Origin of the sequence: Duganella rhizosphaerae (assembly GCF_040364205.1) — a bacterium.
GTDB classification, from domain to species: Bacteria; Pseudomonadota; Gammaproteobacteria; order Burkholderiales; family Burkholderiaceae_D; genus Rugamonas; species Rugamonas rhizosphaerae.
Genome location: NZ_BPWK01000001.1, coordinates 301,530 through 315,032, shown reverse-complemented (window position 1 = coordinate 315,032; position 13,503 = coordinate 301,530). Strand labels below are relative to the sequence as shown.

At 62.4% G+C, this 13,503-nt stretch carries 12 protein-coding genes; 7 read left to right on the top strand and 5 right to left on the bottom strand.

Going from position 1 to position 13,503, the window contains the following annotated elements; translation table 11 throughout:
* Window positions 1-29 precede the first annotated feature (29 nt).
* Complete coding sequence (locus RUGAMON1_RS01395) at window positions 30-1,037, top strand: dipeptidase (protein WP_445228817.1); 1,008 nt, start codon at window positions 30-32, stop codon at window positions 1,035-1,037.
* Here RUGAMON1_RS01395 and RUGAMON1_RS01390 read toward each other — a convergent pair whose 3' ends face one another.
* Window positions 1,038-1,586, bottom strand: a complete 549-nt coding sequence (locus RUGAMON1_RS01390; RefSeq protein ID WP_445228816.1) for a TetR/AcrR family transcriptional regulator — start codon at window positions 1,584-1,586, stop codon at window positions 1,038-1,040.
* 129 nt (window positions 1,587-1,715) lie between these two features.
* Between RUGAMON1_RS01390 and RUGAMON1_RS01385 the strand changes: the two genes are divergently transcribed.
* Window positions 1,716-2,288: an isochorismatase family protein gene (locus RUGAMON1_RS01385; protein WP_445228815.1), complete on the top strand. Its 573-nt coding sequence runs from the start codon at window positions 1,716-1,718 to the stop codon at window positions 2,286-2,288.
* Here RUGAMON1_RS01385 and RUGAMON1_RS01380 read toward each other — a convergent pair.
* Window positions 2,278-3,444: a mandelate racemase/muconate lactonizing enzyme family protein gene (locus tag RUGAMON1_RS01380; RefSeq protein WP_445228814.1), complete on the bottom strand. Its 1,167-nt coding sequence runs from the start codon at window positions 3,442-3,444 to the stop codon at window positions 2,278-2,280. The two genes, RUGAMON1_RS01385 and RUGAMON1_RS01380, sit on opposite strands and share 11 nt — an antisense overlap.
* A gap of 93 nt (window positions 3,445-3,537) precedes the next feature.
* Between RUGAMON1_RS01380 and RUGAMON1_RS01375 the strand changes: the two genes are divergently transcribed.
* Window positions 3,538-4,467 carry a LysR family transcriptional regulator gene (locus RUGAMON1_RS01375; protein WP_445228813.1) on the top strand — a complete coding sequence of 310 codons (930 nt, stop codon included), beginning with the start codon at window positions 3,538-3,540 and terminating at the stop codon, window positions 4,465-4,467.
* Here the strand turns inward: RUGAMON1_RS01375 and RUGAMON1_RS01370 are convergent.
* Complete coding sequence (locus RUGAMON1_RS01370) at window positions 4,397-4,804, bottom strand: hypothetical protein (protein ID WP_445228812.1); 408 nt, start codon at window positions 4,802-4,804, stop codon at window positions 4,397-4,399. The genes RUGAMON1_RS01375 and RUGAMON1_RS01370 overlap by 71 nt on opposite strands.
* Before the next feature lie 78 nt (window positions 4,805-4,882).
* Between RUGAMON1_RS01370 and RUGAMON1_RS01365 the strand changes: the two genes are divergently transcribed.
* Both RUGAMON1_RS01365 and RUGAMON1_RS01360 read left to right on the top strand, forming a co-directional pair.
* Window positions 4,883-5,254: a MerR family transcriptional regulator gene (locus RUGAMON1_RS01365; RefSeq protein WP_445228811.1), complete on the top strand. Its 372-nt coding sequence runs from the start codon at window positions 4,883-4,885 to the stop codon at window positions 5,252-5,254.
* Window positions 5,255-5,530: 276 nt separating this feature from the next.
* Complete coding sequence (locus RUGAMON1_RS01360) at window positions 5,531-5,758, top strand: YegP family protein (RefSeq protein WP_445228810.1); 228 nt, start codon at window positions 5,531-5,533, stop codon at window positions 5,756-5,758.
* 375 nt (window positions 5,759-6,133) lie between these two features.
* Here the strand turns inward: RUGAMON1_RS01360 and RUGAMON1_RS01355 are convergent, their stop codons facing one another.
* The gene (locus RUGAMON1_RS01355) at window positions 6,134-9,076 is read right to left on the bottom strand and encodes a hybrid sensor histidine kinase/response regulator (protein WP_445228809.1); all 2,943 of its coding nucleotides are present in this window, start codon (window positions 9,074-9,076) and stop codon (window positions 6,134-6,136) included.
* Window positions 9,077-9,395: 319 nt separating this feature from the next.
* Window positions 9,396-11,213, bottom strand: coding sequence for a DUF4153 domain-containing protein (locus RUGAMON1_RS01350; protein ID WP_445228808.1), 1,818 nt, complete (start codon window positions 11,211-11,213; stop codon window positions 9,396-9,398).
* A 160-nt stretch (window positions 11,214-11,373) separates the two neighbouring features.
* On the opposite strand from RUGAMON1_RS01350, the gene dapC reads away from it, so the two are divergent.
* Together dapC and dapD are read left to right on the top strand one after the other, a co-directional pair.
* A complete protein-coding gene (gene dapC / locus RUGAMON1_RS01345; protein WP_445228807.1) occupies window positions 11,374-12,588 on the top strand; it encodes a succinyldiaminopimelate transaminase in 1,215 nt (404 codons plus the stop codon).
* An 11-nt stretch (window positions 12,589-12,599) separates the two neighbouring features.
* On the top strand, window positions 12,600-13,427 hold the full coding sequence (gene dapD, locus RUGAMON1_RS01340) for a 2,3,4,5-tetrahydropyridine-2,6-dicarboxylate N-succinyltransferase (protein ID WP_116988110.1): 828 nt from the start codon (window positions 12,600-12,602) through the stop codon (window positions 13,425-13,427).
* Window positions 13,428-13,503 lie beyond the last annotated feature (76 nt).

The window sequence follows — 13,503 nt, the reverse complement described above, 5'->3', positions numbered from 1 at the left end:
GGACACGCATTCGTGGGAACATAGCATTTTTGACAAAGCCTACAACCATGATCAACTGGGACGCCCACGCTTGCCTGCCGCAGCATCCGCAGGCCGACTTCACGCCCGTCCAAAAGCTGCACGCCGCCGGGGTGAACTACGTCTCGCTCAACGTCGGGGGCGACATGAACCCGATCTCGCAAGTGATGTCCGTGATCGCCGGCTACCGCGCCACCATCGCCTCCGACCCGGACCGCTACGTCCTCGTTTCCAGCGTGGACGACGTGATCCAGGCCGCCGCCGACGGCCGCATCGCCATCAGCTTCGACCTGGAAGGGGCGATGCCGTTGCTCGACCAGCCTGAGATGATCGCCCTGTATGCCCAGCTGGGCGTGCGCCAGATCCACTTCGCCTACAACCGCAACAACAACGTCGCCGACGGCTGCCACGACCTGCCACGCGGCCTGACGCCGCTCGGCTACAGCATGGTGGGCGCCGTGAACGACGCCGGCATCCTGATGGACTGCTCGCATACGGGCCGTCTGTGCAGCCTCGATATCATGGCCGCGTCGTCGCAGCCGGTGATCTTCAGCCACGCCAATCCGTACGCGCTGGTGCAGCACGGCCGCAACGTCACCGATGAACAGATCCGCGCCTGCGCCGTCACCGGCGGCGTGGTGTGCGTGTCAGGCCTGTCGTGGTTTTTGGGGAAGGAGCATCCTGGCGCCGACGACGTCGCGCGCCACGCGGCCTATGTCGCGGACCTGGTGGGCGTATCGCACGTCGGCATCGGCCTCGATATCTGCTTCCAGCAGCCCGGCCTGGACGACACGCCGCCCGGCGATTTCGACCCAGGCTACTGGTGGCCCGCCTCCGCCGGCTACAGCGCCAGCCGTCCGCCGACCTTCACGCCGCCGGAAGTCTGGCGCCAATTGGCCGCCGCGTTGCGCAATGTCGGCATGACCGACAGCGAGACCGAGCTTGTCATGGGCCGCAACATGATGCGCGTGGCGCAGCAGGTCTGGAGCAAGCCGCTGGCCTTGTTGAAAGCCGCCTGATTATTTGCGCAGGCGCGCTTTCAGGTAGCTGACCAGCACCAGCTTGAATTCCGCCACCAGTTCCTTCCGCTCGGCGGCCGCCGCCTCGGCATACAGGGGATTGAGTCCCTTTACGATTTGCAGCGACACAGTGGCCAGCCGCAGCGCCTCGCCCTCTTCCAATTCCGGCTGTTTCCCCCTCAGCGCGGCGCCTATTCTGGAGCGCAGCCGCTGGCGCGCGCCCGCATCCCGCTGATACCCAAGCGTCGCATTGAGCAGCGCGAAATAGGCCGGGTGTTCGTCGAAAAAGCCGATCATCAGATCGAAGATCCGGTCCACCAGCGCGGCGATGCTCAGGGACGAGGCATCGGCAATCAGCGTCGTCCAGCGACGCGCCATCTCCTCGCCGTAATGCTCGCGCAATGCCTTCGCCAAGGCCAGCTTGTTGGGGAAATACTGGTACAGGGCGCCAATGGACGAACCGGATCGCTCGGCGATGGCGGTCATGGTGGCGGCGTCGTAGCCGGCTTGCGCGAAGACGGCGGCGGCGGCATCGAGCATGGCAGCCATGCGCTGTTCGCCGCGCAGTTGCCGCGGCTTGCGCCTGGTGGTTTTTTCGATATCTGAGGGCATCCTCACATTATAAACGAATTGGGCATATAATTATCTGAGGATACCCTCACATTAACGGAGCCAACAATGAATCTCGAACCTTCCAGCACGGCCTTGGTATTGATCGATCTACAGCACAGCAACGTCGCACGGGAGCTGGCGCCGCATACGGCGCAGCAGGTAGTGGCCAATGGGGCCCGCCTTGCCGACGCCATGCGCCGCAGCGGAGGAACGGTGATCTATGTCCGCGTGCTGGTCAACGAGCTATTGCGCCTGCCGGCAGATGTGTCGCTGGCGCGCGATCCGGCCGCCCCGCCACCACCGCCGCAAGCGTCTGAACTGGTCGAGCAGGCAGGCTGCCAGGCGGGCGACATCGTGATTGCAAAACGCCAGTGGGGCGCCTTCCATGGCACGGAGCTGGACCAGCAACTGCGCCGGCGCGGCATCCGCACGCTCATCATGGGCGGCATCGCCACCAACTTCGGCGTCGAATCCACCGCCCGCGCAGCCTTTGACCGGGGCTACGCACTGGTGTTCGCGCATGACGCGATGTCCAGCCTGAAGGCGGAGATGCACCAGTTCGCGATGCAGAACATCTTCCCCTTCATCGGCCACGTGCGCGGCACCGATGAACTGGAAACGATGCTTCTCAAGCGCTGAGCGCCTTCATCTCCGCATACAGGTTGGCCTTGCCCTCGAAGCCGATGCCGTTCAGGTCCGGCATCGTGATGTAGCCGTTGTCGACGCGAACACCATCCGGGAAGCCGCCGAAGGGTTGGAACAGGTCCGGATAGGACTCGTTGCCGCCCAGGCCCAGCCCCGCCGCGATGTTCAGCGACATCTGGTGGCCGCCGTGCGGGATGCAGCGCTTGCGCGACCAGCCATGCTCGTGCAGCATGTCCAGCGTGCGCAGGTACTCCACCAGGCCGTAGCTCAGCGCGCAGTCGAACTGCAGCCAGTCGCGGTCCGCGCGCATGCCGCCGTAGCGTATCAGGTTGCGCGCATCCTGCATCGAGAACAGGTTCTCGCCGGTGGCCATCGGCTTGTCGTAGTAGTTGCGCAGCGTGGCTTGCAGTTCGAAGTCCAGCGGATCGCCCGCCTCCTCGTACCAGAACAGATCGTACTGCGACAAGGCCTTGGCGTAGGCGATGGCGGTATCGAGGTCGAAGCGGCCGTTGGCGTCCACCGCCAGCTTCTGGCCATCGCCCAGCACGCTGAGGATGGAATCGATGCGGCGCAGGTCCTCGTCCAGCGAGGCGCCGCCGATCTTCTTCTTCACCACCGTGTAGCCGCGGTCGATATAGCTGCGCATCTCGTCCTTCAGCGCATCGTGGCTCTGGCCCGGATAGTAGTAGCCGCCCGCCGCGTAGACGAAGATCTTCTTGTCCGGCGTGCCGTTGCCGTAGCGGTCCGCCAGCAGCTGGAACAGCGGCTTGCCTTCGATCTTGGCCACCGCATCCCAGATCGCCATGTCGATGGTGCCGATGGCCACCGAGCGCTCGCCGTGGCCACCCGGCTTCTCGTTGGTGTACATGCAGTCCCATACCTTGTGCGGATCGAGGTTGGTGCCGGCGTCGTTCATCAGTGAGATCGGATCGGCCTCCAGGATGCGCGGAATGAAGCGCTCGCGCATCAGCATGCCCTGGCCATAGCGGCCGTTGGAGTTGAAGCCATAGCCCACCACCGGCTTGCCGTCGCGGATCACGTCGGTGACCACCGCCACCAGGCTCAAAGTCATCTTGCTGAAATCGATGTAGGCGTTGCGGATCGGGGAGCTGATCGGGACGGTCTTTTCGCGGATTTCGACGATTTTCACGGTGCTGTCTCCAGTGGGCTAAGAATGGAAGCAAGCTTACTCTTGAAAACCAGTCGTATAATTCACCGACATTTACTCCTTTATACACTTCAAGTGAATAATGACATCGTCTCCGAACTGTCCTTCTTCGTGCTGCTGGCAAAGCTGGGCAGCCTGTCCGCCACCGCGCGCGAGTTGGGCATCACACCGCCCGCCGTCACCAAGCGCCTGATGCTGATGGAGCAGCGCCTCGGCGTGCGCCTGCTGAACCGCACCACGCGCCGCGCCAGCCTGACCAGCGAGGGCGAAACCTATCTGTCGCAGGCGGTGCGCATCCTTGGCGATATCCGCGACATGGAGGAATCCGTGTCGAGCAGCCGCGCAGCGCCCAAAGGCCTGCTGCGCGTGAACGCCACGCTGGGCTTCGGCCGCACCACCATCGCGCCGCTGGTCTCCGCCTTCTCGCGCCGTTACCCCGATGTGGAAGTGCAGCTGCAACTGACCGACCGCGCCATCAATCTGGTGGAGGACGCCTACGACCTGGGCATCCGCTTCGGCGAGCTGCCCGATACGCGGCTGGGCGCGCGCAAGATCCTGTCCAACCAGCGCTTCCTGTGCGCCTCGCCGGCCTACCTGAAACGCCATGGCGCGCCGCGCCTGCCGCAGGATCTGGCGCAGCACCGCTGCATCCTGCACCGCCAGAACAACGACACGCACAGCACCTGGAAACTGGGGAAAGGCCGCAAGTCCGAGACGGTGAAGGTGCACGGCAGCCTGTCCAGCAACGACGGCGACGTGGTGCTGGGCTGGGCGCTGGACGGCCACGGCATCCTGCTGCGCTCCGAGTGGGACGCCGCCAAGTATCTCGACAGCGGCCGCCTGCAAGTGGTGCTGGCCGATTACACACTGCCCTCGGCCGACCTGTACGTCTACTATCCGAGCAGGCAGCAACAGCCGGCCCGCGTGCGCGCCTTCATCGACTTTCTGGCGGAGAGCGTACCGGCAGCCACTGCGCCACGCAAAAAGCCATCTCCGGCACGATAAACAGCCAAAGCAGCGGTGCGCCGGTGGCGGCCAGCGTCCAGATCATCCAGGTCGAAAACAGCAGCCGCGCCATGCCGTCGAAACGGCCGAAACGCTGCTGCGGATCGCTGATGCGCAGCAGCGACCAAACCAGCACCACGCTGCCGAGCAGGCAGGCGAACAGCACGTGGAACGGCTCGAACGCGGGCAACGCGGCCCCGCCCAGTCCCTGGTTGATGCCGTCCAGCTGCGCGCGGGCGAAGGCGAAGCTCCACGGCGTGGCGAAAGGCGCCGTCACGATCAGATCGTAGATGGCGCTGCCGAGGACAATTTTGCGGAAGGTGGATGGTGCGAGCATGACGTCTCCTGGAATAAGGTGGAGCCATGCTAAAGCCTGGAGTACACTCCAAGGTCAAACGATATTTGGAGCCTGTGTATGCAAATCGGAGAAATCGCCAGCGCCACGGGGCTAAGCCGCGACACCTTGCGCTTTTACGAGAAGCGCGGCCTGCTGCGCGCGCGCCGCAGCGCCAACGGATACCGCGACTATCCGCCGGAAGCGATGGACTGGCTGCGCTACATCCGTCTGGCGCAGACCTTGGGCTTCACGCTGGCCGAAATCGAAGCCGACCTGCCGCTGCTGGCCGAGCCGGAATCGTCCGCGCCCCAGCTGCGCGCGGCGCTGGAACGCAAGCTGGAAGATATCGACCGGCGCATCGAAGGCCTGCACGCCCTGCGCGGCGAACTGGCGCGTAGACTCGGTGAGGACATGCAGGCTTGCCCGTTGCAGGCCAACTCAGATTCCTAGAGCTTTTCGGCTACGCTTGGCGTCGTCCGCGGTCTGAGCTCCCCCTGCCCCCAATGAAAGGTTTCCATAGCTCATGCAAACCGTCTGTACTGGACAACAATTCAAACTTGCATCTCGCAATCTTCCAACCACAGTACGTCCTGCACCCATCAAGGGAACGTGCCAACCTATCCCAAGACAACCTTTCACAACTTGATATTCATCAATCCTTAGCGGCGCATCTGAAATGATTATCGTTATATTCTCATCATTTTTACCCCGCCGTTGGAGGCTAGCATGTGGTTTGAACTCTTTCAGGATTCCTGCCAATTCGCGCCACACCCCTGGCGATGGCGCTTGCGCAGGAAGTCGGGCGAGGTGATTGCGACCAGCAGCTCCGGATACGCTGGCGAAATAGAATGCAGAGATGCCATAAGCGCATTAGTGCGCATTTTATCTGAGACCCCCGTTACGACCAGAATGCGCTCGTTAGCAATCGACTTATCTGCTGAGAAACAGTGCTAATTCAGCCACATCTTGGTTCATAACTTGATGCGCGCCGCCCCCCAAGGAAAAGAAATGAATATCCGCAGAAATGCTTACCATCCGAAACAATACGCGCTCTCACGCATGCTTGACGCGCTAGATCGAAAATTAATCAGCATCGGTGGTGAGAAACATGCCCAGGCAGGAAGGTGGGCCTCTGCTTGGGCGAGTGTCAGCAAGTGTCCACTCGGAAGCTCGCACCTTACTCAACCGGGGGAGTTCCCAGTCAACCCCGCGTGGAATTTGGCCTGCCAAGGGTGCCCGCGCAAACAGAATTATCCGCAAGGCACGAACGATTGCGGAGCAGCAGGCGCTGCAGGCTGAACGAGAACATGCAAGCCTGGCCTCTGCAGACTACTCCTGAGTAACAGTTTTGACGTCTACAGCCCCGTTGACCTCAGCGAAATGCCGGAGCGCCACATCCAGCGCATCCATGAACTCGCGCACCATGATAGGCTTGGTCAGATAGTTGAAGAATCCGGCATCAATGCCTTTTTCTATGTCGCGCGGCATGGCATTGGCCGACAAGGCGATCACCGGAATACGCGCGGTAGCGGGATCATCGCGCAAGATTTTCAGCGCGCCGTAGCCGCTCATGCCCGGCAGGTTGATATCCATCAGTATCAAATCGGGTTGATGCTGCTTGGCCAGAAGAACGCCGAGATGCCCCGTCACCGCGGTCATCAACTGCAGATCGTCCCGGCGCGCGATCAACTGCCCAACCAGCGCCAGATTGGCCGGATTATCCTCGACGTACAGCAGCGTACGGCGCTGGTCCACCCCCGTCTGGGCGATCTGGTCGTCCCCCCGGGCCGGCGACAGGCCCGGCATTTCAGTTTCCAGTCCTGGCGCATCCGACGCCAGCAGGTCGAACCAGAATTTACTGCCGACGCCGACGGTGCTGTCTACACCGATGGTTCCGCCCATCAGTTCGATCAATTTCTTGGTCACCACCAATCCGATCCCGGTGCCTTCCTCGGCGCTGGCTTCCTGCCCCAGCCGGTTAAACGGTTGGAACAGATGCGCCAGTTTGTCAGGCTGCAGGCCCTCCCCGGTGTCTATCACGCTGACGCGCACGCGGCCGTCGGGTTCATGCTCGCAGTTCACGGTCACGGCGCCGCCGGGGCGATTGTATTTGATGGCGTTCGACATCAGGTTCACGATGACCTGCTTGACCCGGGTCCGGTCCGCGTGCACGTAGAACGGCTGTTCCAAGCTCGGGAAATTCATGGCGATGCCACGTTGCTCAGCCTGAGGCGCCATCATGGAATTGCAATCAAGCAACACCTCGGTTAAGGACATCGTCTCCTTGGACAGGCTGACCTTGCCCGATTCGATCATCGCCAAATCGAGTATTTCGTTAATCAGGCGTAGCAGATACCAGCCCGCCTGCAGGATCTGATCGATTGAGGTTTTTTGCGCGGTGGACGGTGGCGGTATATCCGACGCCATCAGTTGCGCGAAGCCGATTACCGCGTTGAGTGGTGTGCGCAACTCATGGCTCATGCTCGACAGGAATTCAGACTTGGCCAGGTTGGCGATTTCCGCCGCCGCCTTGGCACTTTCCAGTTCGACATTGTTTTCCTGCAGCATATGCTCGAACTGCTTGCGGTCGGTGACGTCGCGCGCCGCCGCGAACACACCCTGCAGCTTGCGGTCGCGGTCGTGAAAGGTTGAGGCGTTGAACGACACCACGGTCTCGGAGCCTTCGCGCGACAGCGCGGTCAGTTCATAGTTGGTGAGCTTGCCTTCGCGCAGTACGCGCGAGATGCCGGCTTGAGCCCTGTCCGGGTCGGTGAAATAGTTCTTGAACGGCGCACCGATCAGTTCATCACGGGTGCAAGCGGTCAGCGATTCCATCTGCTGGTTGACGTCGGTGATGATGCCGCGCGGGTCGGTCGCCATCAGCGCGTCGATATTCGACTCAATCAGCGAGCGGGTGTAGAACTGCTGATCGCGCAAGCGCTGATCGAGCACCGCCTGTTCGGCCTCGACCTGTTTGCGCACGGTGTTGTCGGTGCCGATCAGCAGGTAGCCGATGATCTGCTCCAGGTCGTCGCGCAGCGCCGTCACCGACACCATCGCCGGGAAGCGGCTGCCGTCCTGGCGGATATAGGTCAGCTCATAGATGTCCTCGATGCCGCGCGAAGCCTTGAACACCAGCGCCTCGAAGCCCGGCGTGATCGACGTGCCCAGTTCGATGCTCAGCGTATGGGCGCGTGCGATCACCTCCAGCGGATCGGAAATATCGGCCGGCGTGATCTTGTTCAATACGTCCGAGGCCTTGTAGCCCAGCATGCGCTCGGCGCCGACATTGAAAATCTGGATCACGCCATGGGCGTCCGTGGCGATGCTGGAGAAGTTGGCGCTGTTGAAGATGGCGTTCTGCAGCGCGCCGGCTTTCTGCAATGCCTCCTCGGCGCGCTTGCGCGCGGTATTGTCAGTGCCGATCAGCAGATAGCCGATGATGGTTTCCTGATCGTCGCGCAGAGCGGTGACCGATACCATCGCCGGGAAACGGCTGCCGTCCTGGCGGATATAGGTCAGCTCATAGATGTCCTCGATGCCGCGCGACGCCTTGAACACCAGCGCCTCGAAGCCCGGCGTGATCGACGTGCCCAATTCCAGGCTGAGGGCGTTGGCGCGCACGATCAGTTCGCGCGGATCGGAAATATCGGCCGGCGTGATCTTGTCCATCACGTCGGCCGCCTTATAGCCCAGCATGCGCTCGGCGCCGACATTGAAAATCTGGATCACGCCGTGCGCGTCCGTGGCAATGCTGGAGAAGTTGGCGCTGTTGAAGATGGCGTTTTGCAGCGCACCGGCTTTCTGCAGCGCCTCCTCGGCGCGCTTGCGCGCGGTGTTGTCGGTGCCGATCAGCAGATAGCCGATAATGGCGTCCTTGTCGTCGCGCAGCGCAGTGACCGATACCATCGCCGGGAAACGGCTGCCGTCCTGGCGGATATAGGTCAGCTCATAGATGTCTTCGATGCCGCGCGATGCCTTGAACACCAGCGCCTCGAAGCCCGGCGTGATCGAGGTGCCCAATTCCAGGCTGAGCGTGTTGGCGCGGGCAATCAGTTCGCGCGGATCGGAAATATCGGCCGGCGTGATCTTGTCCATCACGTCGACTGCCTTATAACCCAGCATGCGCTCGGCGCCGACATTGAAAATCTGGATCACGCCTTGGGCATCGGTGGCGATACTGGAAAAATTGGCGCTGTTGAAAATGGCGTCTTGCAGTGCGCCCGCCTTCAATAGCAGTTGCCCATCGTACAGCGAGCGGTCTATGATCAAAATATTCTCCCGGATGTCACATTGAATTGGCACGTACGTCCGCCACCCGTCGCGATGCGCGGCGGATGTCACGGGATGCAGCGCGTTATGAGCGACAGCTAGGCGGTGGGAGGTCGAGGCAACCCACGAAGGTGCGTGGGCTGGATGATGGGACTTCGCGAAGTGTGGAGATAAAACCTGTAACCTGTTTCTACAATAGCACGCGGGGCTCCCGGCATGTCAGCAGCATCTCGCCGCGAAGCGGAATAGTGCCTCAATGACCATAAGATACCGGGAGATTAGAACCAAAACGGCCACAATCGCCATGACCTGAGGCGACCTATTTTGCCGCCTTGATAAGTTTACAGTCGTCAGCGCCGAACTCGGATTGGAACTGCAATAACTGCCCGGCCACTTCCAGCGCCTTCATGCGCGGTGCGACCAGCGTGTACTGGCCCGCTTTCAGCTTCTCGATCAGCGGAGCGCAATCGCTGCCGCTCGCATCGAGATGGCCGGCCATCACCCATTTGCCGTCGGCGCGTTCGGTGTAGAGCGGCGCCGCCGAGTAGCGGCCGGCGTTGAACAGCAGGACTTCCGGCTTGCCGTCACCATCGACATCGAGCACCAGCGCGTCGCAGCTACTGCCACGGCTTAACAGGCATGGCAGGACAGTCGCGTCTTCGATCGGGCTCCACTTCTGGGCCGCGAAGCTGGCCGGCAGCTTGGTGGACGACGGCCACACCTTGACGTTGTCGGTGATCGATACCGCCGCCAACTGCGATCCCGGTTGCCAGCGGTTCGTCTCCTTCAACGCCTTGGCTGCCAGGTCGCGTATCAATGCCGCGTCAGGGCCGGTGGTTTGCTGCGACAGGCGCGTCAAAGCCTCCTGCCCGTAGCGCTGCCCCTCGAATCGCAGATAATGGAAATCGAATTGCGCCGCCTTGGTACGGCCCTTCTCCAGCCGCGCCATCTGGTTGTTCACCGACAGGCGCGCCGGATCGGCGATCGGCGTGAACAAGGCAAGCAGCACGATCAGCACCACGAAGGCCGCCGCCACGTTGACGTTGGCGATGGGGCACAGCCAGGTCTCGTAACGATGCGCCGCCCACGCATAACCCAGCGCGTAGCAACTGGCGACCACCAGGCAGGCGGCGGCGATCACGCGGTCCGAGGTCCAGCCGTAGTCGTACACCCGCAAGCCCAAGGCATAAATCGCGATGGCGGTCAGCGGCAGTATCAACAGCGAAGCCACGCGCGCGCTCACCCGCACCGCCAGCGCCGCCTTGGCGTGGCCGTTCTGGAAGGCGGCGTTGATCAGCATGATCAGCACCGCGTCCGCCGCCAGCAGCAGCGACGTCGCATGCCGCGTCGCCCACAGCACATCCAGCCCGGTGAACGGCAACGCGCACAGGAAGCCGCTGATGATCAGCGCCGCCACCGGCAGTATCCACGACAACAGCACCAGCAGCAGGCTGCGGATGCCGCGCACGATGGCCGGCCGCACGTCCGTGATGTGCATCGCGCACGACCAGGCGAAGCAGATCACCGGCACCACAAACCACGACTCCTCCATCATATGCTTGAGGAAGTCCAGCTTCACCATCGAGAACAGGCCGCTGCCCATCAGCAGCACCAGCCACAGCGCGCCGACGAAGAAGGCCGAGAACATCAGCTGCACCGCCAGCTTCCAGGCCAGCTCAAAATAGGTGTCGTAGCTGGCGATGCGGCGCTGGTCCGCAGCCCCCGCCATCACCAGCGAATGCGCGATGTACATGAAGACCGCGCCGAAAACCATCACGGGCCCCGACATCGACGTGAACGCGCCCTTCCCAAGCTCGCCGGCGCCCCGCACCACGCTAGCCTCGCGGCTGACGGCATGCAACGCCATGATCAGCACCACGCCGGCGGCGGCGGCCATCCATTGCGCCACCTTTTTCGGCGCCATGTGGCCCATGGCCGATATCAGCATCGCCGGCAGCAGCGCGCAGGCCATCAGCAGTGGCGTCATCACATATGGCGTCCCGGCCGGCCACCAGCCGCCCCGGTCGGCCTGGTACAGCCAATACAGCAGCGCGCCCTGCGCCAGCCCGGTCGCCAGCCGCAGCGCCATCACCTGCCGGCTGACGTCCACTTCCATCGTCGTTTCATCCTGTTCCATGCCTTACCTCTTTGTGAACCGTGGGCCGAAGTATCTCACATGTTTATTATTTGGCATTGATAACCGGCCTACTCACCGTCGTATGACGAGGCCTGCGCGGAGGCGCTATAATGGTTGTCTACGCTGCTCTTTTTTCAACGTTCCGCACCCGGTCCGCCAAGTGAATCCACATCTCGACAAGCTGCAACCCTATCCGTTCGAAAAACTGCGCCAGCTGTTCGCGCAGGTGACCGCCAGCCCACAGCACAAGGCCATCAGCCTGGGCATGGGCGAGCCCAAACATCCTACGCCGCAGTTCATCCAGCAGGCGCTGATCGACAACGTGGATGGCCTGGCCAGCTACCCCACCACCATCGGCTCGGACGCGCTGCGCGGCGCCATCGCCGGCTGGCTGGAACGCCGCTACGGCATCCCCAAGCTCAATCCAGCCACCCAGGTGCTGCCGGTGAACGGCTCGCGCGAGGCGCTGTTCGCGCTGGCGCAGACCGTGATCGACCCTGCCGCCAAGTCGCTGGTGGTCAGCCCGAACCCGTTTTACCAGATCTACGAAGGCGCGGCCTACCTGGCCGGCGCCGAGCCGTACTTCGTCAACTCCGACCCGGCCCGCAACTTCGGCTGCGACTACGACAGCATTCCATCCTCGGTATGGGAGCGCGTGTCGCTCCTGTTCCTGTGCTCCCCCGGCAATCCGACCGGCGCCGTGCTGACGCTGACCGATTGGGAGAACCTGTTCGCCCTGTCGGAGCGCTACAACTTCGTCATCGCCGCCGACGAGTGCTACTCCGAGATCTACCACGGCGACAAGGCGCCACTGGGCGCGCTGGAAGCGGCCCACACGCTGGGCCTGTCCACGATCGACAAGCCCTACGCGCGCCTGGTGGTGTTCAGCAGCCTGTCGAAGCGCTCCAACGTGCCGGGCATGCGCTCGGGCTTCGTGGCCGGCGACGCCGACGTCCTGAAAAAATTCCTGTTGTACCGCACCTATCACGGCGGAGCCATGAGCCCTTCCGTGCAAGCTGCTTCGATCGCGGCCTGGAACGACGAAACCCACGTCGAACAGAACCGCGAAAAATACCGCGCCAAATTCGCCGCCATCACCCCGCTGCTGCAGGAAGTGCTGCAAGTGGAATTGCCGGACGCCGGCTTCTACCTGTGGGCCGACGTCAGCCAGACCGGCTTGTCGGACACCGAATTCGCCCAGCGCCTGTATGCCGAATATAATGTCACGGTACTGCCGGGCAGCTACCTGGCGCGCGACGCCCACGGCGCCAATCCGGGCCGCAGCCGCATCCGCATGGCGCTGGTCGCCGAGACGGAAGAAGGCCTGGAAGCTGCGCAGCGCATCGTCCAATTCTGCAAAACCCTTAACAAATAATTGAGTCCAACATGAGCCAACAACTCCAGAACATCATCGACCAGGCATGGGAAGACCGCGCCAACATCAACCCGGGTAACGGCACCGCCGAACTGCGCGACGCGGTTTCGCACGTGATCGCAGGCCTGGACGCCGGCACCATCCGCGTGGCCGAAAAAACCACCGGCGACTGGGTTGTGAACCAGTGGGTCAAGAAAGCCGTGCTGTTGTCCTTCCGCCTGGAGAACAACGTGCAAATGCCGTCCGACGGCACCATGCAGTTCTACGACAAGGTTCCGACCAAGTTCGCCAACTACACCGCCGAAGACTTCATCAAGGGCGGCTTCCGCGTGGTGCCGCCAGCCGTGGCGCGCCGCGGTTCCTTCATCGCCAAGAACGTGGTGCTGATGCCTTCCTACGTCAACATCGGCGCCTACGTCGATGAAGGCGCGATGGTCGACACCTGGGCCACCGTCGGTTCGTGCGCACAGATCGGCAAGAACGTCCACCTGTCCGGCGGCGTCGGCATCGGCGGCGTGCTGGAACCGATGCAAGCCAATCCGACCATCATCGAAGACAACTGCTTCATCGGCGCCCGTTCGGAAATCGTCGAAGGCGTGATCGTCGAAGAGAACTCGGTGATCTCGATGGGTGTGTACATCGGCCAGTCGACCAAGATCTACGACCGCGCCACCGGCGAAGTGACCTACGGCCGCGTGCCTGCGGGTTCGGTGGTCGTCTCGGGCAACCTGCCTTCGGAAGACGGCAAGTACTCGCTGTACTGCGCGGTCATCGTCAAGCGCGTGGATGCAAAAACCCGCGCCAAGACCGGCATCAACGAACTGCTGCGCGGTATTTAAACCCGCACGGCCAAACAGGGTCGGACCCCATTAGGGGTCCGCCCCTGGCATCAAGGTTCTGGGGTAAAACTGAGGA